This window comes from Streptomyces sp. B15, assembly GCF_018070605.1.
Lineage (GTDB): Bacteria > Actinomycetota > Actinomycetes > Streptomycetales > Streptomycetaceae > Streptomyces > Streptomyces smyrnaeus.
On the sequence record NZ_JAGPXJ010000004.1, the window covers coordinates 24,866 to 45,139 of the forward strand.

General features: G+C 70.0%; 21 protein-coding genes. 15 read left to right on the top strand and 6 right to left on the bottom strand.

Going from position 1 to position 20,274, the window contains the following annotated elements:
* Positions 1-187 precede the first annotated feature (187 nt).
* Positions 188-1,906: a cytochrome c oxidase subunit I gene (gene ctaD, locus KBY19_RS03515; RefSeq protein WP_185018503.1), complete on the top strand. Its 1,719-nt coding sequence runs from the start codon at positions 188-190 to the stop codon at positions 1,904-1,906.
* Complete coding sequence (locus tag KBY19_RS03520; protein WP_210965128.1) at positions 1,903-2,292, top strand: cytochrome c oxidase subunit 4; 390 nt, start codon at positions 1,903-1,905, stop codon at positions 2,290-2,292. The genes ctaD and KBY19_RS03520 overlap by 4 nt, the downstream gene beginning before the upstream one ends.
* Here KBY19_RS03520 and KBY19_RS03525 read toward each other — a convergent pair.
* The gene (locus tag KBY19_RS03525) at positions 2,237-3,934 is read right to left on the bottom strand and encodes a ubiquinol-cytochrome c reductase cytochrome b subunit (protein WP_099885204.1); all 1,698 of its coding nucleotides are present in this window, start codon (positions 3,932-3,934) and stop codon (positions 2,237-2,239) included. The genes KBY19_RS03520 and KBY19_RS03525 overlap by 56 nt on opposite strands.
* Before the next feature lie 203 nt (positions 3,935-4,137).
* The gene (locus tag KBY19_RS03530; protein WP_099885205.1) at positions 4,138-4,554 is read right to left on the bottom strand and encodes a CBS domain-containing protein; all 417 of its coding nucleotides are present in this window, start codon (positions 4,552-4,554) and stop codon (positions 4,138-4,140) included.
* Positions 4,555-4,836: 282 nt separating this feature from the next.
* On the opposite strand from KBY19_RS03530, the gene KBY19_RS03535 reads away from it, so the two are divergent.
* The 3 genes from KBY19_RS03535 to KBY19_RS03545 all read left to right on the top strand — a co-directional run bounded on the left by KBY19_RS03535 (position 4,837) and on the right by KBY19_RS03545 (position 9,084).
* Positions 4,837-5,667 carry a Rieske (2Fe-2S) protein gene (locus KBY19_RS03535; RefSeq protein WP_247690566.1) on the top strand — a complete coding sequence of 277 codons (831 nt, stop codon included), beginning with the start codon at positions 4,837-4,839 and terminating at the stop codon, positions 5,665-5,667.
* A gap of 151 nt (positions 5,668-5,818) precedes the next feature.
* Positions 5,819-8,086, top strand: coding sequence for a catalase (locus tag KBY19_RS03540; protein ID WP_210965129.1), 2,268 nt, complete (start codon positions 5,819-5,821; stop codon positions 8,084-8,086).
* A gap of 95 nt (positions 8,087-8,181) precedes the next feature.
* Entirely contained in the window at positions 8,182-9,084 is a 903-nt protein-coding gene (locus tag KBY19_RS03545) for an SDR family oxidoreductase (RefSeq protein WP_099885208.1), read from the top strand.
* Positions 9,085-9,113: 29 nt separating this feature from the next.
* On the opposite strand, the gene KBY19_RS36160 is transcribed toward KBY19_RS03545, so the two are convergent.
* Positions 9,114-9,428: a CDGSH iron-sulfur domain-containing protein gene (locus KBY19_RS36160; protein WP_307842264.1), complete on the bottom strand. Its 315-nt coding sequence runs from the start codon at positions 9,426-9,428 to the stop codon at positions 9,114-9,116.
* The gene (locus tag KBY19_RS03555; RefSeq protein ID WP_307842263.1) at positions 9,409-10,041 is read right to left on the bottom strand and encodes a HemK2/MTQ2 family protein methyltransferase; all 633 of its coding nucleotides are present in this window, start codon (positions 10,039-10,041) and stop codon (positions 9,409-9,411) included. Before KBY19_RS03555 ends, KBY19_RS36160 begins: the two co-directional genes overlap by 20 nt.
* A gap of 192 nt (positions 10,042-10,233) precedes the next feature.
* Between KBY19_RS03555 and KBY19_RS03560 the strand changes: the two genes are divergently transcribed.
* From KBY19_RS03560 to KBY19_RS03600, 9 genes are all read left to right on the top strand, one after another.
* Positions 10,234-10,800 carry a hemerythrin domain-containing protein gene (locus KBY19_RS03560; RefSeq protein ID WP_185018506.1) on the top strand — a complete coding sequence of 189 codons (567 nt, stop codon included), beginning with the start codon at positions 10,234-10,236 and terminating at the stop codon, positions 10,798-10,800.
* 117 nt (positions 10,801-10,917) lie between these two features.
* Positions 10,918-12,573: a hypothetical protein gene (locus tag KBY19_RS03565; RefSeq protein WP_210965130.1), complete on the top strand. Its 1,656-nt coding sequence runs from the start codon at positions 10,918-10,920 to the stop codon at positions 12,571-12,573.
* The gene (locus KBY19_RS03570) at positions 12,545-13,150 is read left to right on the top strand and encodes a hemerythrin domain-containing protein (RefSeq protein ID WP_099885211.1); all 606 of its coding nucleotides are present in this window, start codon (positions 12,545-12,547) and stop codon (positions 13,148-13,150) included. The genes KBY19_RS03565 and KBY19_RS03570 overlap by 29 nt, the downstream gene beginning before the upstream one ends.
* Positions 13,147-14,238 carry a hydrogenase expression protein HypE gene (locus KBY19_RS03575; protein ID WP_099885212.1) on the top strand — a complete coding sequence of 364 codons (1,092 nt, stop codon included), beginning with the start codon at positions 13,147-13,149 and terminating at the stop codon, positions 14,236-14,238. The genes KBY19_RS03570 and KBY19_RS03575 overlap by 4 nt, the downstream gene beginning before the upstream one ends.
* Positions 14,239-14,289: 51 nt before the next feature.
* Positions 14,290-16,104 carry a nickel-dependent hydrogenase large subunit gene (locus KBY19_RS03580; protein ID WP_099885213.1) on the top strand — a complete coding sequence of 605 codons (1,815 nt, stop codon included), beginning with the start codon at positions 14,290-14,292 and terminating at the stop codon, positions 16,102-16,104.
* Positions 16,097-16,645, top strand: coding sequence for a NifU family protein (locus tag KBY19_RS03585; protein ID WP_099886898.1), 549 nt, complete (start codon positions 16,097-16,099; stop codon positions 16,643-16,645). Before KBY19_RS03580 ends, KBY19_RS03585 begins: the two co-directional genes overlap by 8 nt.
* Positions 16,642-17,250: a DUF5947 family protein gene (locus KBY19_RS03590; protein WP_099885214.1), complete on the top strand. Its 609-nt coding sequence runs from the start codon at positions 16,642-16,644 to the stop codon at positions 17,248-17,250. Before KBY19_RS03585 ends, KBY19_RS03590 begins: the two co-directional genes overlap by 4 nt.
* 22 nt (positions 17,251-17,272) lie before the next feature.
* Positions 17,273-17,479: a hypothetical protein gene (locus KBY19_RS03595; RefSeq protein WP_099885215.1), complete on the top strand. Its 207-nt coding sequence runs from the start codon at positions 17,273-17,275 to the stop codon at positions 17,477-17,479.
* 10 nt (positions 17,480-17,489) lie between these two features.
* On the top strand, positions 17,490-17,810 hold the full coding sequence (locus KBY19_RS03600) for a hypothetical protein (RefSeq protein WP_099885216.1): 321 nt from the start codon (positions 17,490-17,492) through the stop codon (positions 17,808-17,810).
* Between the two features lie 3 nt (positions 17,811-17,813).
* Here the strand turns inward: KBY19_RS03600 and KBY19_RS03605 are convergent, their stop codons facing one another.
* Both KBY19_RS03605 and KBY19_RS03610 read right to left on the bottom strand, forming a co-directional pair.
* Positions 17,814-18,950 (bottom strand): YihY/virulence factor BrkB family protein, encoded by a 1,137-nt coding sequence (locus KBY19_RS03605; protein ID WP_210965131.1) that lies wholly within the window; start codon positions 18,948-18,950, stop codon positions 17,814-17,816.
* Between the two features lie 259 nt (positions 18,951-19,209).
* Positions 19,210-19,647, bottom strand: a complete 438-nt coding sequence (locus KBY19_RS03610) for an SPW repeat protein (RefSeq protein ID WP_099885217.1) — start codon at positions 19,645-19,647, stop codon at positions 19,210-19,212.
* Between the two features lie 332 nt (positions 19,648-19,979).
* On the opposite strand from KBY19_RS03610, the gene KBY19_RS03615 reads away from it, so the two are divergent.
* Entirely contained in the window at positions 19,980-20,246 is a 267-nt protein-coding gene (locus KBY19_RS03615) for a WXG100 family type VII secretion target (RefSeq protein ID WP_099885218.1), read from the top strand.
* The last annotated feature ends 28 nt before the right edge of the window (positions 20,247-20,274 follow it).

Sequence of the window (20,274 nt, forward strand, 5' to 3'; positions counted from 1 at the left end):
CTCCTACCTGAGCCTGAGCCCGTCCGGCGGGTCGGCCGAGCGCGCCGATCGCGGTGCTCGCAGGTTGCCGGGGCGGGGGCGCGGCCCCCGTGACCTTCCCCCGGCACGGCGACGCGTGACCACGGCGAGGGCCCGGCGGACGAGCCGACGGGCCGGCCACACTGTTCGGCCAAATCACGGAGGCGGCATGGTGCTGCGGTGGTTGACGACGACCGACCACAAGGTGATCGGCAACCTGTATCTCGTCACGTCCTTCTGCTTCTTCCTCGCCGCGGGCGCGATGGCCATGGTGATGCGGGCCGAGCTGGCCCACCCCGGGATGCAGGTCGTCTCCCAGGAGCAGTACAACCAGTTGTTCACGGTGCACGGCACCATCATGATGCTGCTGTTCGCCACGCCGCTGTTCGCCGGGTTCGCCAACGCCATCATGCCGCTGCAGATCGGTGCGCCCGATGTGGCCTTCCCACGGCTCAACGCCTTCACCTACTGGGTCTATCTGTTCGGCGGCCTCATGGTGATCGGCGGATTCCTGACGCCCAACGGCGCCGCGGACTTCGGCTGGTTCGCCTACGCGCCGCTCAACGGGCCGAAGTACAGCCCCAGTACCGGCGGTGACCTGTGGACCATGGGGCTTTCCGTGGCCGGGCTGAGCACCATCCTCGGGTCGGTCAACTTCATCACCACCATCATCTGCCTGCGCGCCCCGGGGATGACGATGTTCCGGATGCCGCTGTTCACCTGGAACGTGCTGTTCACCTCGATCCTGGCGCTGTTCGCCTTCCCCGTGCTGTCGGCGGCGCTGCTGGCGCTGGAGGCGGACCGGAAGTTCGGCAGCCACATCTTCGATCCGTCCAACGGCGGGGCGATCCTGTGGCAGCACCTGTTCTGGTTCTTCGGGCATCCGGAGGTCTACATCGTCGCGCTGCCGTTCTTCGGCATCGTCAGCGAGATTCTGCCGGTCTTCAGCCGCAAACCGCTGTTCGGCTACATCGGGCTGGTCGGCGCCACGGCCACCATCACCATGCTCTCCGCCGTGGTGTGGGCACACCACATGTTCGCCACCGGGGCCGTGCTGCTGCCGTTCTTCTCCCTGATGTCCTTCCTGATCGCCGTGCCGACAGGGGTGAAGTTCTTCAACTGGATCGGCACCATGTGGAAGGGCGCGCTCAGTTTCGAGACGCCGATGCTGTGGGCCGTCGGATTCCTCGTCACCTTCCTCCTCGGCGGGCTCAGCGGCGTGCTGATCGCCTCCCCGCCGCTGGACTTCCACGCCACCGACAGCTACTTCATCGTGGCGCATCTGCACTACGTCCTCTTCGGCACGGTCGTCTTCGCCATGTTCGGCGGCTTCTACTTCTGGTGGCCGAAGCTGACCGGGCGGATGCTGGGCGAACGCCTGGGCAAGGTGCACTTCTGGCTGACGCTCGTCGGCTTCCAGACCACGTTCCTGGTGCAGCACTGGCTCGGAGCCGAGGGCATGCCGCGCCGGTACGCCGACTATCTGCCCGCCGACGGCTTCACCGTGCTCAACACCGTCTCCTCGATCGGCGCGTTCACCCTCGGCGTCTCCACCCTGGTCTTCCTCTACAACGTCTGGTGGACGACGACACACGCCGAGCAGGTCACCGGGCACGACCCCTGGGGCTTCGGGCGCTCCCTGGAGTGGGCCACCTCCTGCCCGCCGCCCCGGCACAACTTCGTCGCACTGCCCAACATCCGCTCCGACTCGCCGGCCTTCTGGCTGCACCACCCCGAGGCACAGGAGGACGTGGCCATCGTGGCCCCGGACGCCCCGGAGAGCCCAGGAGTGCGTCCCGACGCCGACGCCGGACCACCCACCTCCGGAACGCCCGGCCTGCAGGATCCCGCCTCCAAGAACACACCGACAAAGAGGCTGCCCTCATGAAGCTCGAAGCCATTCTCTTCGCGGGCGTCGCACTCTTCTTCGCCTGCGTCACCATTCCCTACGCGCTCTACGGCGACGACCCGGCGGGCACCGCCGCAGTGCTGATCGCCTGCCTGATGGCCTCGCTGGTCTCGTTCTTCCTCATGGTGCAGTACAAGCGCCGGGGCATCCGCCCCGAGGACCGCAGGAGCGGCGAGATCCACGAACGCGGCGGGCCGATGGGCTTCTTCCCGGCGGGCAGCCCCTACCCGGTGCTGACCGCGCTCGGCGTGGCGGTGCTGGGCACCGGCACCGTCTTCGGGCTGTGGCTGGCCCTGATCGGTGCCGGTGTCACCGGCGCCGGAGTGTTCGGCTTCGTTTTCCAGTACGCGCAGACCGATCGCTGACCGAGCGGCCCGCGCGCTGCTCGGCCCGCAGCCCGGAGACCGCGGTCTGGGCGCGCTCGCGCTGGTGGTCGATGGTCCGCCACTGGCGGGCCGGTGAATCCGTGTAGTACCACCGGCTGAGGGCGGCCCGCAGCCGGGCGGAGCGGCTCGCCGCCGCGTCCACCTCCAGCGGAGGCGGGAAGCGCTGGGCCGCCAGCCGGAACTTCTCCCCCTGGGGCAGCGGTTCGTGATCGGCGCTGAAGGTGCCTTCCACCGACTGCCGCACATGGCTGGTCTCCTCGCCCTCGATGACGCGTTCGGCGTCCCGTTGCTGCAAGGACAGGCACAGCCGTTTCGTCAGCAGGTACGCCAGTGGTGGGCCCACCACGAGCAGCACGCGGAATGCCCACGTCAGCCCGTTCAAGGAGATGTCGAAGGTGAAGGCGAGGACGTCGTTGCCGCCGGCCATGAGCAGAACACCGTAGAAGGTGATTCCGGCCACGCCCAGCGCGGTGCGCACGGGGCGGTTCCTGGGCCGGTCGCACACATGCGGTGTCTCGTCCCCGCCGGTGATCCACCGCTCGAAGAACGGATACATGTACAGCACCAGGAACAGCAGCGCGGGCAGGATGACGGCGGGCACCAGCACGTTCCACATCACCGTGTGCCCGAACAGCGTCGTCTCGAACGGCGGCATCAGCCGCAGCGACCCCTCCAGGAAGCCGACATACCAGTCCGGTTGCGCGGCGGTCGAGACCTGGTGGGTCTTGTAGGGCCCGTAGTTCCAGACCGGGTTGATCTGCGCCACCGCGCCCAGGACGGCCAGCACCCCCGCGACCATGAAGAACAGCCCCGTCGAACGGGCGGCGAACTGCGGCACCATCGCATGCCCGACCACGTTCTTGTCGGTTCTCCCCGGCCCGCTCCAGTGCGTGTGCTTGAGGACGACGACGAGGATGAGGTGGACCACGATCAGCCCGACCAGCAGCCCCGGGATCAGCAGGATGTGCAGCGGATAGAGCCGGTCGATGATCTCGTGGCCGGGGTACTGACCGCCGAAGACGAACAGCGCGATGTACGTACCCACCACGGGGATGGAGAGCATGATGCCCTCCGCGATACGCAGCCCCGTGCCCGAGAGCAGGTCGTCGGGGAGCGAATAGCCGGAGAAGCCCTCGGCGAGCGCCAGGACGAAGAGCGTCAGCCCGATCACCCAGTTGACGTCCCGGGGCTTGCGGAAGGCCCCGGTGAAGAAGATCCGCAGCATGTGCAGCCCGATGGCGCCCACGAAGATCAGCGCGGCCCAGTGGTGGACCTGACGGACCAGCAGCCCGCCCCGCACCTCGAAACTGATCTTCAGCGTCGACGCGTACGCCGCCGACATCAGCTCGCCGCGCAGCGGCCGGTAGGCGCCGTGATAGCGGATCTCGGTCATGTTCGCGTCGAAGAAGAGGGTGAGGTAGACCCCCGTCAGCAACAGCACCACAAAGCTGTAGAGAGCCAGTTCCCCGAGCAGGAAGGACCAGTGCTCGGGGAACGCCTTGCGCAGCAGTGCCTTACCGCCCGCCGCCACGGGAAGTCTTTGTTCCGCGGCCTCGAAGCCGCGCTCGGCGGTCTTGCGCAGCGCGGCCCGCCGGGCGGCACGGGCCCGAGAGTGTGTCATGCGGTCGCCCTCCTTGAAGACCGCATACCTCAGTGCCCCGCCGCCCCGGGGGCAAACTTCCCGGGTAGCCCGTTGCCTCGTACGCCCCCGCCGTGGCACACCAACGGCGGCCCACCGGATCCGGACAGCCCGAACCCGCGGGCCCGAGCGGCCCGCGGGGGAGGAGCCCGGTGTGCCGAGCGACCGCGGCCGGTGCTGCCCGCTCAGTCCTCCGAGAGGGCGTCCACCAGCCGGCCCGTGTCCGTGTGCGGAAGGGAGCGGGCGACATCGGCGACCGCGACCATCCCGACGAGCTGATCGCCGTCGATCACCGGGAGACGCCGCACCTTGTGCTGCGACATGGTCTCCAGGATCTCCTCGGCGCTGTCGTCGGCGCCGATGGTGACGGCCTCCGCCTGGTTCAGGCTGCCGGCGGGGAAGGTGGCCGGATCGCGGCCGGGCCCCAGCACCTTGACCACCAGATCGCGGTCGGTGACGACGCCCTTGAGCTTGTTGTCCTTCCCGCAGATGGGCAGCGCGCCCACGCCCAGCTCGGTCATCAGTTCCGCCGCGTCCGCCGCTGTCTGGTCGGACTGCACACAGTCGGCGCCCGGGGACATGATGTCGCGTGCCGTAGTCATCTCGACTCCTCTCTGCTCAGTGGACTTCAGCCGGGTCCCCCGGCGTGCGGCGCCGAAACAGGGGGCGGGCCCGGCCAAGGGCGTGTCGGACCGGCGGCTGACGGAGTGGTGCGCGCCGCAGACCGTTTGTCCGCGGCCAGGTGTGGCAACCGGAGCGGTATGTCGTCCGAAGCGCTGAGTAACGAAAATCCGGTGAGCGACGAGCAGGAGAAACCCCCTCCGGCCGTTCGCGCCGTGGAGAACGGCCTGGACCGGCTGCCCCTCACCGGGCCGCTCGACGCGCTGGGCAGGGCCAGCGCTCTCGATCCCGCGATCAGCTCGCTGCAGAACGCCGTCAGGAAGCTCCCGCTGGGCGGACTGCGCGACGTACTGCACGGCCGATGGCTCGGCCACCCGCTGCACCCCGCACTGGTGCAGCTGCCCATCGGCGCCTGGATGTCGGCGGGAGTGCTCGACCTGCTGCCCGGCACACGCCGCGCCAGCCGGGTGCTGATCGGCACCGGGATGGTGGCCGCGCTCCCGGCCGCCTGGACGGGCGCCGCCGACTGGGCCGAGCTGCACAAGCCGCAGCTGCGCACCGGTCTCGTCCACGCGCTGGCCAACTCCGCCGCCCTGGGACTGTACGCGGCCTCGCTGACGGCCCGGATGCGCGGCCGCGAGTGCCGGGGACGGCTGCTCGGCTTCGGCGGGCTGACCGCCGCCGGACTCGGCGGGCTGATCGGCGGCCATCTGGCCTACCGGCAGGCGGCGGGCCCCAACAAGGCAGAACCGGTGCAGCACCTGGTGGAGCCGGGCTGGCACCCGGTGGGCAAGGTGGACGGCTTTCCGGTCGGCCAGGCGGCGAGCGCTTCGCTGGGCGAGGTCAAGCTGCTGGTCTACCGCGAGCCCTCCGGCGGGGTACGGGTGCTGGCCGATCGGTGCAGCCACCAGTCGGGGCCGCTGTCGGAGGGGACGGTGGCTCAAGGATGTGTCACCTGTCCGTGGCACGGCAGCACCTTCCGGCTGTCGGACGGCTGGAACGTCAGCGGTCCGGCCACGGCGCCGCAGCCCAGCTTCGAGACGCGGGTGCGGGACGACGGAGTGCTGGAGGTGTGCCTGCCGGAGGCCGACTGACGGGGCGGCATATCCGGGTGACGGCGCGTCATGACCGACGGCCGTCGCACCCTGCGGCATCAGCGGATACTTCCGACTCCTCCCGTTTCGGAGCTGGGCGGCCCGGTTACCCCTGCGGTGGTCCGTCTCTCACGCTCTTGGAGGTCCTCCCATGGCCGGCCCCACGCACGAGAACCAGCACGAAGGGGAGCCGTTCATCCCCGGCCGTCCCGCGCCCGAAGCGCCCCCCGTCGAGGAGCCGACCACTCCGCGCGAGCCCCTGCCGCCCAAGCAGGACCAGTCGGGACCCGAGGTCTACTCCGCCACCGGCGAGCACCCTGGAAACACCTCCGGGCCGGAGGCCGGGGGAGTGGACCCGGCGGTGCGGGCCCAGACGGGCAGCCGGCTGACCACGGCCCAGGGCCTGCGGCTCTACGACACCGACCACTCCCTCAAGGCCGGTGAGCGCGGACCCGTACTCCTCCAGGACCACCATCTCCGTGAGAAGATCACCCACTTCGACCACGAACGCATCCCGGAGCGGGTGGTGCACGCCCGTGGCGCCGCCGCGCACGGTGTCTTCCGCGGCTACGGCACCGCGTCGAAGATCTGCAAGGCGGCCTTCCTCGGCAAGGACGTCGAGACGCCCGTCTTCGTCCGGTTCTCCACCGTGCTCGGCTCCCGCGGCTCCGCCGACACGGTGCGCGACACCCGCGGCTTCGCGACGAAGTTCTACACCGGGCAGGGCACCTTCGACCTGGTCGGCAACAACATCCCGGTCTTCTTCATCCAGGACGCGATCAAGTTCCCCGACGTCATCCACGCCGGCAAGCCGCATCCGGACCGGGAGATCCCGCAGGCGCAGAGCGCGCACGACACCTTCTGGGACTTCGTCTCGCTGCACACCGAGGCAGCCCACCACACCATCTGGAACATGTCCGACCGCGGTCTCCCGCGCTCGTTCCGGATGATGGAGGGCTTCGGCGTCCACACCTTCCGGCTGGTCGACGAGGAGGGCCGCACCACCCTGGTGAAGTTCCACTGGAAGCCCAAGCTGGGCGTCCACTCGATGACCTGGGAAGAGGCCCAGATCACCAACGGCGTGGACCCCGACTTCCACCGCCGCGACCTGGCCGACGCCATCGAGGCGGGTGCCTTCCCGGAGTGGGAACTGGGCATCCAGACCTTCCCCGACACGCCCGAGCAGACCTTCCAGGGCGTCGACCTGCTCGACCCGACGAAGATCGTGCCCGAGGAGTGGGCGCCGGTGCAGCCCATCGGGCTGATGACGCTGACCGCCAACCCCTCCAACTTCTTCGCCGAGACCGAACAGGTCGCCTTCCACCCCGGCCACCTGGTGCCCGGCATCGACATCACGGACGACCCGCTGCTGGCCGGCCGGCTCTTCTCGTACATCGACACCCAGATCACCCGCCTCGGCGGCCCCAACTTCGCCCAGTTGCCCATCAACCGGCCGCACGCCCCGATCAACGACATGACGCGCGACGGCATGCACCAGACGGCCGTGCACCGCGGGGTGGCCCCCTACCGCCCCAACTCGCTGGACGGCGGCTGCCCCTTCCTGGCGGGGGCCGGCGAGGGCGCCTATGTGGAGGCCCCGGTCAACGTTCCGCAGTCGTCCAAGGTGCGGGCGGCCCCCGCGTCCTTCAGCGACCACACCAGCCACCCACGGCGCTTCTACCTCAGCCTCAGCCCGGTCGAGCGGGAGCACGTCATCGCCGCGTACACCTTCGAGCTGAGCAAGTGCTACGAGCAGTCCATCAAGGAACGCCAACTGCGGGCGCTCGCCGACATCGACCCGGAGCTGTGTGCCGGAGTGGCGGCCGGTCTCGGACTGCCCGCGCCCGAGCCCTCGGGCCCGCTGCCCGAGGTGGAGCCCAGCCCGGCGCTCTCCCAGCTCGGCCACACCTGGCCGACCGCCGGCCGTGTCATCGGCATCGTCGCCGACGAGAACAGCGACCTGGCCGCGCTGGCCACGCTGCGCACCACCATCGGGGACCAGGGCATGGTCCCGCTCGTCATCGCCCCGCACGGCGGCGAACTGACGGGCGAGGGCGGCTCCGTCGTCATCCAGCGGACCTTCGCCAACGCACGCTCCGTCGAGTTCGACGCCGTACTGATCGCCGGCGCGCCCGGCACCGGCAAGGACGCCTACGGAGCCCGCGACGCCAAGGCGGGCCTGCACACCGGCAGCGGCGGCATCGACCCGCGGGTCCTGCTGCTGATCTCCGAGGCGTTCCGGCACGCCAAGGCGCTGGGCGCCTGGAGCGACGGCGCCGATGTGCTCGCCGCCGCCGGGTGCCCGCAGGACGCGGCAGGCGTCGTGGTGGCCGACGACCCGCGGTCCGTCTTCGAGCGGATCACCGGGCTGCTGGCCGAGCACCGCGCCTGGGACCGCTTCCCCGCGTCCGTCGGCTGACCTCGGCGGCGGGACCGGGACAACCACCGCCCACCCCGCCCGTCGGGGTGGGCGGGCCGCGCACCGACCCGAACCGACCACCGCCAGGAGGAGAGATGAGCGCAGACGGCAACGACACCCCGGCAACCGGCGGACACCCCGCCGACAAGCACCCCAAGCCGGAGTTTCCGCAACAGGACCAGGCCCATCCGGGTGACACCGAGGCGATGGAGCCGCGCCCGGACCACGGTGAGCGCACCTACCGGGGAAGCGGCCGGCTGACCGACCGGCGCACCCTGATCACCGGCGGGGACTCGGGCATCGGACGTGCCGTCGCGCTGGCCTACGCCCGGGAGGGCGCCGACGTCGCCTTCAGCCATCTGCCGGAGGAGGAGAACGAGGCCCAGGAGACCATCCGGCTGGTGGAGGAGGCCGGCCGCCGCGCCGTGGCCGTACCCTGCGACATCCGCCAGGAGGCCGAGTGCCGCCGCCTGGTGGAGCGGGTGGCGGGAGAGTTCGGCCGGATCGACGTACTCGTCAACAACGCCGCCTACCAGATGGCGCAGTCCGGCGGGATCGACGACATCAGCACCGAGCAGTTCGACCGCGTGGTGCGCACCAACCTCTACGGCATGTTCTTCATCACCAAGCTGGCGCTCGCCCACATCCCGGAGGGCGGCTGCATCATCAACAGCACCTCCGTACAGGCGTACCAGCCCAAGCCGCATCTGCTGGACTACGCCATGACCAAGGGCGGCATCGTCACCTTCACCCAGGGCCTCGCGCAGAATCTGGCCGAGCGCGGCATCCGCGTCAACGCCGTCGCGCCGGGGCCCGTATGGACGCCGCTCATCCCCTCGACGCTCCCGGACACCTCCGAGTTCGGGGCGAAGAGCCTGCTGCAGCGGCCCGCGCAGCCCGCCGAGATGGCACCGGGCTATGTCTTCCTCGCGTCCGAGGACGCCAACTATGTGACGGCGGAGATCCTCAACGCCACCGGCGGCACCCCGCTGCCCTGACCCACAGCGGGGAGCGCATCACCTACCGGTCACCTACCGGGCTTCCGGGGGTCGGAGTCCTGGGCCCGCGCGGGCCCAGGAGCGCCGTTCGTCTCCGTCGCAGGGGAGCCGGTCGCGCCGGAGCGGGTCCGGGAGCGGCGGCGGTGGCTGGTGTCGCACCAGGGATAGGTGCGGCTGCGGCGGCAGGTGCACAAGGCTGTCATGAAGCGGTCGGAGACGACCGTGCTCCCGTCGTCGAGCCGGACCTCCACCGGCCCCTCCACCAGCACGGGCCCGCCCTGCTCCAGCGTCACACGGCGTCGTTCGCTGCGCTGCGGGTGCGGCTCATCGGGTGAGGTCGGCACGGATGACCACCAGTTCCTCGTGTCGCTGTCCGGGGGCGATCAGTTCCTGTTCCTCCAGCCACTGCGCGCGTGCGCGCAGTACGGGACCGAACGGCTGGGTACGGCGGGAGGTCACCGCCGCCTTGAGCCCGGCGTCGTGCAGCAGGTCCAGTGTCCGCTGCGGTCCGCTGAGCGCGGAGTGCACCACCAGCAGGACGCCGTTGCGGGCCAGCAGCCGGGGTGCGGCCGCGCACAGCCGGTCCAGCACCCTGCGTCCGTCCCGCCCCGCGTTCCAGGCGCGGGCCCGGCGCCCGCCGCCCCGCTCCTCGGTCGGTGCGTGCGGCACATACGGGGGATTGGCCGTCACCACGTCGAAGCGGCCCTCGGCGCGCTCCAGGAAGTCACCGCGGTGGGCCCGGACGGGCAGTCCCCGCAGTCGAGCGTTCCAGGTGGAGGCCAGTGCCGCCCGGGTGGAGACGTCCACGGCGTGTACCTCGGCGGCGCCCAGCCGCGCGCCCGTCAGGGCCACCACACCGGTGCCGGTGCACACATCCAGCATCCGGGCGCCCCGGGGGACGGCGGCATCGGTCAGCGCTTCGATCAGCAGTTCGGTATCGCCTTGCGGGGCGTACACCCCCGGCGGTCTCAGGAGCCACACGGGCCACGGAGTTCCAGGGGATGTGCCGGTTAAACACGGTTCGTCACCGAAAGACCGGTAGGTCGGCCCTGAGGTTAGCCGGGCCCGGCTCGGGGGGACCCGGTGTCCCCGAAGCTTCGGAAGCAGTCGCAGTCGCAGTCACGGGAACAGGGCACTGGAGGAGACACCATGGGACACGGCGGAACGGTCATCGAGGAACTCACCACCGACCACCGCGAGGTGGAGGAGCTCTTCGCCAAGATCGAAGCCCTCCCGCCCGGTGACGAGAAGCGCAAGAAGTACGCGGAGCAGGCCACGATCGAACTTGTGCGGCACTCCATCGCCGAGGAGGAGTACCTGTACCCGGCGGTACGCGCCCATGTGCCCGACGGGGACGAACTCGCGGACAAGGAGCTGGAGGACCACAAGGGCGCCGAGCGGCTGATGAAGGACCTGGAGGGGCTGAACGCCGACGACCCGGCCTTCGACCGGATCCTGACCAGCCTGATCCAGGAGATCCGCACCCATGTGAGTGACGAGGAGGGCAACCTCTTCCCCCGGCTCAAGGAGGTGCTGCCGCGCCTGGAGCTCACCGATCTCGGCGACAAGGTCCGGCAGGCCAAGAAGACCGCTCCCACCCGTCCGCACCCCGCCGGCCCCCATGAGCCCCCGGCCCTGAAGGCCATGGCTCCGGGTGTCGGCCTCGTCGACCGCGCCCGCGACATGCTCACCGGTCGCGGCAAGGGCCAGGAGTGAGCGGCGGCTGAGCCGACCCCTTCCGCCATCTGCGGTCACTCTCCGCCGCCGCTCGCGGTCCACCCTCCGCCACACCGGCGGCCACAGAGCGAGCAAATGTGAATAAAGGGTGCAAATATGGACGCCGGTGTGTGTGGAGGAGGCGCGGTCGCGCCGGTGGTCCGGGAGGTGCGGGTGGACGGTCCGGCTCAGGCCGCTTCGACCCAGGAGCAGCGCGGCAGGTCAGCGGCGGACGCGGACTTCGCGCGGGTGCTCGCTGTCGCCGACGCCATCTGCTACGAGGGATATCTGCTCTACCCGTACCGCCGCAGTTCACCGAAGAACCGGGTGCGCTGGCAGTTCGGCGTGCTGGTGCCGCGCGTCTGGGCCGAGGCGCACCTGGCCGAGCAGCCCGGCGTCTCGGGCGCTGCCGAGTCCTGGTACCAGCAGACCGAGTGCCTGTTCGAGTCCGCGCCCGATGCCGTACTCCGCGTCCGGGTGCGCTACCTCCAGGCCCAGCGCAAGACCGTGGAGCGGCGCACCGGTGCGGGCGACGGCTGGGAGGCCGTGGAGACCCTGGACGTGGACGGCGCGCTCCATCTGACGTTCGACGAGGCGGTACCGCGCGAGACCGACCTGGAGGTGCCGCTCACCGAGCTGCTGGCCGGTGAACGGACCTACCCGGTCGGCGCGCCAGGCGGTCTGGAGACCGCCCCGCTGACCAGCGCCGGGGGCACCGTCGGCCGAATCGTACGCCGTCGGCACCCGGTGCGCGCCCGTACCACCCTGCGGGCCGAGCGGCTCGACGGCCCCGACGGAACGTACCGCCTGACCGTCCGTACGGAGAACACCGGCGACGCTCCTTCCCCGGCGGCCTCCCGCGAAGTGGCGCTGCGCCACGCGCTCCTGGCCACCCACACCTTGCTCGGCGGCGACGGCCCGCGGTTCTGCTCCCTGATCGACCCGCCCGATTGGGCAGCGGCGCACACACGGGCCTGCCGGAACGTGCGCACCTTCCCTGTCCTGGCGGGGGAGGAGGGCACCGCGCGGACGATGTTCTCCTCACCGATCCTGCTGGGCGACCATCCGCAGATCGCCCCCGAGAGCCCGGGCGACCTGCACGACGCCGCCGAGATCGACGAGATCCTCTCGCTGCGTACGCTGCTGCTGACCGACGAGGAGAAGCGGGAGGCGCGGGCCACCGACCCGCGTGCCGCCGCCATTCTCGACCGGGTCGAGAACATGCCGCAGGAGGTCTTCGCGCAGCTGCACGGTGCGATGCGCTCCCCGGAACCGGCCCAGCTCCTCCAGCTCGCCCCGCCTCCCCGGCCCACCCGGCACGGACGGGCCGAGCCCTCGGACGCGCCCTCTGCCGAGCCCTCGGCCAAGTCCTCGGACGCGCCCTCTGCCGGGCACGCGGCCGGTGAGCGCCTCCCCTGGTGGCGGGAGGGCGGGGACGAGGGGCTGAGCCCGTCGACCGACAGCGTGCCGGTCGGCGGGGTCGAGGTGGCGCGCGGTCACCGGGTGCGGCTGTGTCCCCGGGGCCGGGGCGCCGACGCGCAGGACATGTTCCTCGTGGGGCGCACAGCCCGGGTGGAAGGCGTCTTCCACGACGTGGACGGCAGCGTGCATCTCGCCGTGTCGGTCGAGGACGACCCCGCCGCCGAACTGAACGCCTGGTACGGCCGGTTCTGCTACTTCCGCCCCGATGAGGTCCAGCCGTTGGACGGCGCCGGTACCGCTTCCCCCGACGAAGAGAGGTCCGATGGATGCCATCGAACTGTTGAAGCATGACCATCGGATGGTCGAGCAGCTGTTCCGCGACTACCGCGGGGCCGCCTCCGCACGCCAGCGCCGCGCCGTGGTCGAGACGGTGATCCGCGAACTGTCCAAGCACGCGGCGGTCGAGGAGCTGATGGTCTACCCGCTGGCCAGGAAGGTCCTGCCGGACGGACAGCAGGAGATCGACGAGCACCTTGCCGAGCACATGGGCGTGAAGAAGACGCTCCTCGCCCTGGACCAGCTCCCCACCGCCGACCGGCACAGCGACACCTACCCGGACGGGCACCGCGGTGGGGAGGGCGACGAGCAGGTCTTCGAGCAGACCGACCGGCTGATGGCCGAGCTGCAGCGGGAGATCGAGGAGCATGTGGCCGAGGAGGAGGGCCGGCTGATGCCGATGCTGCGCGAGGCCGTCGACCAGCAGACCCTCGAGGAGCTGGGCCGCGCGCTGGAGAAGGCGAAGCGCACCGCGCCCAGCAGACCGCACCCGCACGCCCCCGACACACCACCGGCGCTCGCCATGGCGGCACCGGTCGCCAACGTCTACGACCGGATGCGTGACCGGCTGCAAGGGAGGCCGAGAACATGACCATCGAAAGCGGCATCACCCGGACGAGTGAGCATCCGTCGAAAGCGGAGAAGCGGGCGGGGTTCGAGGAGATCGACATCCTCTGGATCTCGGAGGGGATGAGCTGCGACGGCGACACCGTGTCGATGACGGCCTCCGGGCAGCCCGCCATCGAGGACCTGGTGCTGGGCCTCGTCCCCGGCCTGCCGAAGGTGAACCTGCACAACAAGGTGCTCTCGCCCACCACCGGCGGTGAGGAGTTCCTGGCACCGTTCCGGGCGGCGGCCCGCGGCGAGGCCGAGCGGCCCTTCATCCTCGTCATCGAAGGCTCGATCCCCAACCAGAACATCATCGAGGGCGACGGCTACTGGACGTCCTTCGGCAACGACGAGGAGACCGGCGAGCCGCTGACCCTCAACTGGTGGCTGGACCGGCTCGCGCACCGCGCCTGGGCGGTGGTCGCGGCGGGCACCTGCGCCACGTACGGCGGTATCCACGCGATGGCGGGGAATCCCACCGGCGCCATGGGACTCGCGGACTACCTGGGCTGGGACTTCAGGTCGCAGGGCGCGCTGCCGATCGTCAATGTGCCCGGCTGCCCGATCCAGCCGGAGAACTTCATGGAGACCCTGGTCTGGGTGCTCCACCATGCGGCCGGCGCCGCCCCGCCACCGCCGCTGGACCACATGCTGCGCCCCCAGTGGCTGTTCGGGAAGACCGTGCACGAGGGCTGCGACCGGGCCGCCTATTACGAGCAGGGCGACTTCGCCAAGGACTACAACTCGCCCAAGTGCCAGGTGAAGGTGGGCTGCTGGGGCCCGGTGGTCAACTGCAACGTGCCCAAGCGCGGCTGGATGTCGGGGGTGGGCGGCTGCCCCAACGTGGGCGGCATCTGCATCGGATGCACGATGCCCGGCTTCCCCGACGCGTTCATGCCGTTCATGGACGAGCCGACCGGCGGCAGCCTCTCCTCCATCCTGATCCGCCCCTACGGCGCGTTCATCCGGCGGATGCGCGGCATCACCAACATCGCGGTGAACCAGGAGGCGAAGTGGCACCACAACCGGCCCGAACTGACCAGCGGCTACGACCCGCACTGGCGCCCCTGACATTCCAGACGGCGCCCGACACCCATCGCGACCGACAAGACAAGGACTGAGATGACGGCAACGGCGGCCCGGCCCGAGGCGGGGCGCAAGACCCCGCAAGTGGTCGACATGTCCTGGGACCCGATCACCCGGATCATCGGCAATCTCGGCATCTACACCAAGGTCGATTTCGCCAATCGCGAGGTGACCGAGTGCCGCAGCACCTCGTCGCTGTTCCGAGGCTATTCGGTGTTCATGCGGGGGAAGGACCCGCGGGACGCCGGCTTCATCACCAGCCGCATCTGCGGGATCTGCGGCGACAACCACACCACGTGCTCCAACTACGCACAGCAGATGGCCTACGGGGTCAAACCGCCGCCGCTCGCCGAGCACATCACCAACCTCGGCGAAGCCGCCGAGTACATGTTCGACCACACCATTTTCCAGGACAACATGGTGTTCGTCGACTTCTGCGAGGCGATGGTCAAGGCCACCAACCCCGGCGTGCTGGCCAAGGCGGAGCAGACCCCGGCACCGCACGGCCACATCCACGGCTATCGCACCATCGCCGACCTCATGCGCGCCTTCAACCCGTTCGAGGGAGCGGTCTACAAGGAGGCGCTGCACATCAGCCGTGTCACACGTGAGATGTTCTGCAAGATGGAAGGGCGCCACGTGCACCCCTCCACGCTGTATCCGGGCGGCGTGGGCACCATGCCGGAACCCACGACCTTCACCGACTACCTCAGCCGCTTGATGAAGATCCTCGACTTCGTCAAGAAGTCCGTCGTGATGAACGACGACGTCTTCGACTTCTTCTACGAGGCGCTGCCCGGATACGAGGAAGTCGGCCGCCGCCGCATCATGCTCGGCTGCTGGGGCGCCTGGCAGCACTACCAGACGTGCGACTACCGGTACGAGAACATGAACACCTGGGGCAAGGCGATGTACGTCACCCCCGGCATCGTCGTCGACGGCAAGCTGGTCACCAACAACCTCGTCGACATCAACCTCGGTATGCGCATCCTGCTGGGCAGCTCCTACTACGAGGACTGGGTGAACGAGGAGCCGTTCGTCACCCACGACCCGCTGGGCAACCCGGTGGACATGCGCCACCCCTGGAACCAGACGACCGTGCCCGCGCCGCAGAAACGCGACTTCGAGGACAAGTACAGCTGGGTGATGAGCCCCCGGTGGTTCGACAAGAGCACCGGCGACCACCTCGCGCTGGACACCGGCGGCGGCCCACTGGCCCGGCTGTGGTCGACGGCGCTCAACGGGCTGGTGGAGACCGACTACGTCAAGGCCACCGGGCACAGCGTGCAGATCACTCTCCCGAAGAGCAGCCGGCTTCCGGAGATGACGCTGGAGTGGCAGATTCCCAAGTGGTCGAACACCCTGGAGCGCGACCGGGCCCGCCCCTACTTCGTCGCCTACTCGGCCGCCATGGCCTTCGACTTCGTGGACCGGGCACTGAACCTGGTGCGGGCGGGCGACACCAGGATCTTCAACGACTACGAACTGCCGGACGAGGCCATCGGCTGCGGCTTCCACGAGGCGGTACGCGGTGTGCTCTCGCACCACCTGGTGATCAAGGACAAGAAGATCGCCAACTATCACCCGTACCCGCCGACCCCCTGGAACGCCAGTCCGCAGGACAGCTACGGCAACCTGGGCCCGTACGAGGACGCCGTCCAGGGCCAGCCGATCTTCGAGGAGAACGGCCCGGACGACTTCAAGGGCGTCGACATCATGCGCACCGTCCGCAGCTTCGACCCCTGCCTGCCCTGCGGTGTCCATATGTACCTCGGCAAGGGCAAGGAGCTGCAGCAGACGCACTCACCGATGTTCGGCGCCGGTGCCGGGACCGGAGCCGGTCATGGGTGACCCGCCCCGGCTGGCGGACGCGGAGGTCGAACAGCGCCTGGCCCGCCTCGACGAACTCCTCGAACGGGTGGAGAAGGTGGCCGGGCCGACCGCCGACGCCGCCCGCGCGGCCGTACGAGGGCTGACGGAACTCTACGGCGAGGCGCTGGCGCGGGTCGGCGACCTCGCCGGGCCCGAGCTGGTCCGCCGACTGACCGGCGATCAGCTGCTCCATCACCTCCTCGTCCTGCACGGACTGCACCCCGACCCGGTCGAGCGCCGGGTCGCCACCGCCGTCGAAACCATCGCGGAGGTGCTGCGCCGCCGCGGCGCCACGATCGAACTCGTCGGTATCGACGGACCGGTGGCCACCGTCCGGCTCACCACCAAGGGGTGCGGTGCCTCCTCCTCCGGGATCGAGGAAGCGGTGCGCGAGGCGGTACTGGCCGCGGCGCCCGAACTGGCCGAGGTCCGCGCGGCCCCGCAGGAGGCGGCTGCCCCCGCCTTCGTACCGCTGGAGTCGCTGCTGCCCGCCACCGCACCGGCCGGGGGGCCGCAATGACCGCCGGCGGGCTGGCCCGCGTCATCCGCGAGGCCACCGACCAGCCCGGCGAGCACGCCGTGGGCAAGGACGCCGAACGCTGCGACCTGTGCGGCGACCCGGTGTCCGAAGGCCACCGGCACCTGCTGGACACCGCGGAGGAACAGGTGCTGTGCGTCTGCCGGCCGTGCTCGCTGCTGTTCGTACGCGACGGCGCCGGTCAAGGGCACTATCTGCTGATCGGGCACCGGCGACGGAGACTGGCCCCGGTCCCCACCGAGCCGCTGGGCGTCCCGGTCGGGCTCGCCTTCTTCGTACCGCGCGCCGACGGGAGCGTACGCGCCCACTACCCCAGCCCCGCCGGTGCGACCCGGTGGGAGATCGCCCCCGAGGCCTGGCGGGCGACCGTCGCACGCTGCCCCGACCTGGCAACCCTGACGGCCGACGTCGAGGCACTGCTCGTCAACACCGTCCAGGGCCGCTCCCAGCACTGGATCGTCCCGATCGACGACTGCTTCCGCATGGTGGCCGTCGTCCGGCGGGAGTGGCAGGGCCTCTCCGGCGGCAGCCGGGTGTGGCCCGAGATCGACCGGTTCTTCGCCGAGCTGACCGAGCAGCGAGGGTGACGCGACCAACAAGGAGGACGCCATGGGCCGTATCCGCATCGGAAAACCTCACGTGAAGCCGGACACCCCTTCCCATGTGTGGGGCATGCACCAGGGCAACAAGGGCCTCTACAACCGCCAGCCTGGCCACCACAAGGACGGCACCGCGGACGCCCGGCGCTCGACCGGCATCCACTGGAAGAAGCACAACTCCATCATGAAGATCATGCCCAACATCTCGCCCGGCTGAGGAGCGCACCATGCAGCGAGGCCTCCCGTCCCGACGCCTCACCCCACCGTTCACCCCACCGTCCCGTTCCCGGCGTTCGGCGGCGCCCTTCCGGCGTCCCACCGCCACCCTCCCGCGTTACACCAAGCCTTCCCGACCGCCCGTCACCAAGGCGGCGCAGCACGCTCCGGGCTCCGGTCCGTGCCGGGCCAAGCGGATTCTCGTCGGCCAGCTCGCCGTGCTCGGCACCCTCGGCCTGGCGATGTTCCTCCGGGAGCTGCCCGGTCTCCGGCGTGAGATCCGGATCTGGCGGATGATCGGCTTCGGAGCCGGGTCCCGCCACCCCAGGTGAGACTCAGCCCCCGCCCGGCCGGCCGGGCGGGGGCTGTCCGTCGGCCGGCGGCTGCTGCTGCCCGGGTGACTCCGCATCGGGCGATTCGTCCGCAGGCGGCCCGCCCTCCTCGGCGGTGACCTCCTCGGGCGGGTCCTCCCTGGGCGGGGCGCCCGCGGGCGGTCGCTGGTCGAACTCCACGGTGACGGTCTCGAAGCCCTTGAAGGTCTCCGTCGTGGCGTAGGAGGTGTACGCCTTCCGGTCGGCCCAACTGAGCCACACCCGGTCGGTGAACGGCGTCAGCAGGCTGCGGGGCCACAGCCGATGAGCCCGCACCACGCTCACCTCGGCCGCCACCACGAAGATCAACGCGCCCAAATAGATCCAGCCGAGGAGACCGAGCACGATCCCGAACATCCCGTACGTCAGGCTCGCCCCGCGCAGCACGTTCGTGGCGTAGTACCCGCCGGCCCACTGCAGCAGCTGCCAGGCGCAGGCACCGCCGACGGACTCCGCCCACAGCCGTCGCAGCGCCACCTGATGATGGGTGAGGAAGCTGTAGGTGGCCAGCAGCAGCCCGGCGTTGACGGCTACCGCCACCAGGGTGATCGTCGCGCGGAGCCAGGTGCCCAGATCGGTGCCGAACGCCCGGGACTCCGCGGTCGCCAGCGACAGCAGCAGTGTCACGCACAGCCCGCCCGCCACCGTCATCAAGAACAGCATCCCCTTCAGCCGCGATGTGAAGGGGTCGTGCCGCTGGTACCGGGGCACCGCCCACATCTTGTTGAGGCTGTACTGCGCGGCCTGCGCGGCCCCCAGGCTGCCGTAGAGACTGCCGGCGACACCGACCGCGAGGGCGATGCCGTTGCTGCTGAAGGCGTGGATACGCCCCCGGAGCTGGTTCCCGAGCACCGGGAACTCGCCGAGCACCGAGTTCAGCAGCCGCCGCTGCAGTTCCGGGTTGTCCTCCAGGAAGAAGCCGAGCCCCGAGACGAACAGCAGCAGCACGGGGAAGATCGACAGAAAGGTGTAGTAGGTGAGCAGGGCGACCAGATAGAGGGCCTGGTCGTCGAAGACCTTGTAGACGACGGCGAGGGGCAGACCCGCCCAGCGGTGCCGCTGCTGAAAGGCGTCGATCCGCTGCGCCGTGCCCATGCCCATGGCCCGTCGGACGCCTCCTCGACTGCTCGTAGTGCGTCGCTGTCCGTGTGCCGCTTGTCGCCGCGGGTGTGTCCTTGTGCTTCCAGCCAACCCCAGTCCGGGCCGGGGTGCACCCGCTCGCGGCCATCCGGCGGGCCGCGTGGGGGCCGCCGCGCAGCCGAAACGGGCGGCGCGGCCGTTCGCGGGCCGCTCCGCCCGTCCTCACGCGCGGGGTGAACGCGCGTGTTCCTGCTGGGCGTCGCGTGTCAGGTGCTGGGAGTCATGATTTCCGCTTGCCCATGGCCGCCAACCCCATGACCGCGAGTCCGCAGAGTGCTGCCACACCTCCAGCGATCACATTGTTGACCACGATCTGTGCCGTGCTGGGAGCGTCGTTGATCACCCAGTGCGAGATGATCACCCAGGCTCCGAGCAGCGGCGCGGTCCAGCCCAGCAGATGCGTCCGCTCGTAGGCGGAACCGAATCCGAGGGCGAGCACCGCGAAGGCCAGCCCCACGATGAGGTTGCTCACCGTCAGGGCGGTCGACCCGTTGAACCCGACCACCCACGGCGAGATCGCGATGTAGAGACCCGTGAGGAAGGTCAGCCCCTCCACGAGCTGAGCGGTCGGAGTGGATCCGGCCTTCTCGTACCGGGCACGCATCTCCACCAGGTCCGGGTGGTGCTCGATGGTGCTGCCGGTCGTAGGCGCTGCCATGGTCGTCCTCCTTCCTAGGAACGCTCGGGGCGGACATGCGAGGTCGTCCACCACCTACCCCGAGTGACCCTGGAAAGGGAAAAATCACCTCAATAGGTGTGATTTAGATCACAATGCACTAAAGGGAACTTTGGCTACTTTCGGTAATGAGGCGGGGAGGGTGAAACGGCCTCACAGGGGCCGCCCGGAGCGCGGCGCCTGGCGGATCCACGGCCCTTCCCGGCGGGTACAAGGCTGTTGACCGGCTGTGACACGAACAGGTCCAGCACGGACGTGAAGTGCGTTACCGTGCTGCCAGACGCGTCAAAACCGGATAACGGGGAGGATTCCTTATGGGAATGAACGGTGCCGACCTTGAGCGACTGCGGGAGCTGGCCAGCAAGTTCGACGGTGACGCGAACCAGCTCCAGGGGCTGATCACCAGCCTGCAGAGCGCCTGCAACGACAGCGGCGGGTACTGGACCGGTGGCAAGGCACAGCAGTTCCGCAGCGAGTGGGAGGGGCTGAAGCCGACGTTCGACAGGTTCGTGGAGACGCTCCGGGACGCGGGAACCGCCGCCCGGACCAACGCGGACAACATCGACCAGGTCACCAACTGACCCGACGCCGAAGCCGGCCCATCACCCG

Bases quoted from the DNA above. Each gene is read 5' to 3' on its own strand.
- KBY19_RS03530 (WP_099885205.1), bottom strand. From the start codon at position 4,554: ATGACTACGGCACGCGACATCATGTCCCCGGGCGCCGACTGTGTGCAG.
- ctaD (WP_185018503.1), top strand. From the start codon at position 188: ATGGTGCTGCGGTGGTTGACGACGACCGACCACAAGGTGATCGGCAAC.
- KBY19_RS03545 (WP_099885208.1), top strand. From the start codon at position 8,182: ATGAGCGCAGACGGCAACGACACCCCGGCAACCGGCGGACACCCCGCC.
- KBY19_RS03615 (WP_099885218.1), top strand. From the start codon at position 19,980: ATGGGAATGAACGGTGCCGACCTTGAGCGACTGCGGGAGCTGGCCAGC.
- KBY19_RS03595 (WP_099885215.1), top strand. From the start codon at position 17,273: ATGGGCCGTATCCGCATCGGAAAACCTCACGTGAAGCCGGACACCCCT.
- KBY19_RS03590 (WP_099885214.1), top strand. From the start codon at position 16,642: ATGACCGCCGGCGGGCTGGCCCGCGTCATCCGCGAGGCCACCGACCAG.
- KBY19_RS03610 (WP_099885217.1), bottom strand. From the start codon at position 19,647: ATGGCAGCGCCTACGACCGGCAGCACCATCGAGCACCACCCGGACCTG.
- KBY19_RS03600 (WP_099885216.1), top strand. From the start codon at position 17,490: ATGCAGCGAGGCCTCCCGTCCCGACGCCTCACCCCACCGTTCACCCCA.
- KBY19_RS03565 (WP_210965130.1), top strand. From the start codon at position 10,918: ATGGACGCCGGTGTGTGTGGAGGAGGCGCGGTCGCGCCGGTGGTCCGG.
- KBY19_RS03540 (WP_210965129.1), top strand. From the start codon at position 5,819: ATGGCCGGCCCCACGCACGAGAACCAGCACGAAGGGGAGCCGTTCATC.
- KBY19_RS03605 (WP_210965131.1), bottom strand. From the start codon at position 18,950: ATGGGCATGGGCACGGCGCAGCGGATCGACGCCTTTCAGCAGCGGCAC.
- KBY19_RS03585 (WP_099886898.1), top strand. From the start codon at position 16,097: ATGGGTGACCCGCCCCGGCTGGCGGACGCGGAGGTCGAACAGCGCCTG.
- KBY19_RS03580 (WP_099885213.1), top strand. From the start codon at position 14,290: ATGACGGCAACGGCGGCCCGGCCCGAGGCGGGGCGCAAGACCCCGCAA.
- KBY19_RS03520 (WP_210965128.1), top strand. From the start codon at position 1,903: ATGAAGCTCGAAGCCATTCTCTTCGCGGGCGTCGCACTCTTCTTCGCC.
- KBY19_RS03570 (WP_099885211.1), top strand. From the start codon at position 12,545: ATGGATGCCATCGAACTGTTGAAGCATGACCATCGGATGGTCGAGCAG.
- KBY19_RS03560 (WP_185018506.1), top strand. From the start codon at position 10,234: ATGGGACACGGCGGAACGGTCATCGAGGAACTCACCACCGACCACCGC.
- KBY19_RS03575 (WP_099885212.1), top strand. From the start codon at position 13,147: ATGACCATCGAAAGCGGCATCACCCGGACGAGTGAGCATCCGTCGAAA.
- KBY19_RS03525 (WP_099885204.1), bottom strand. From the start codon at position 3,934: ATGACACACTCTCGGGCCCGTGCCGCCCGGCGGGCCGCGCTGCGCAAG.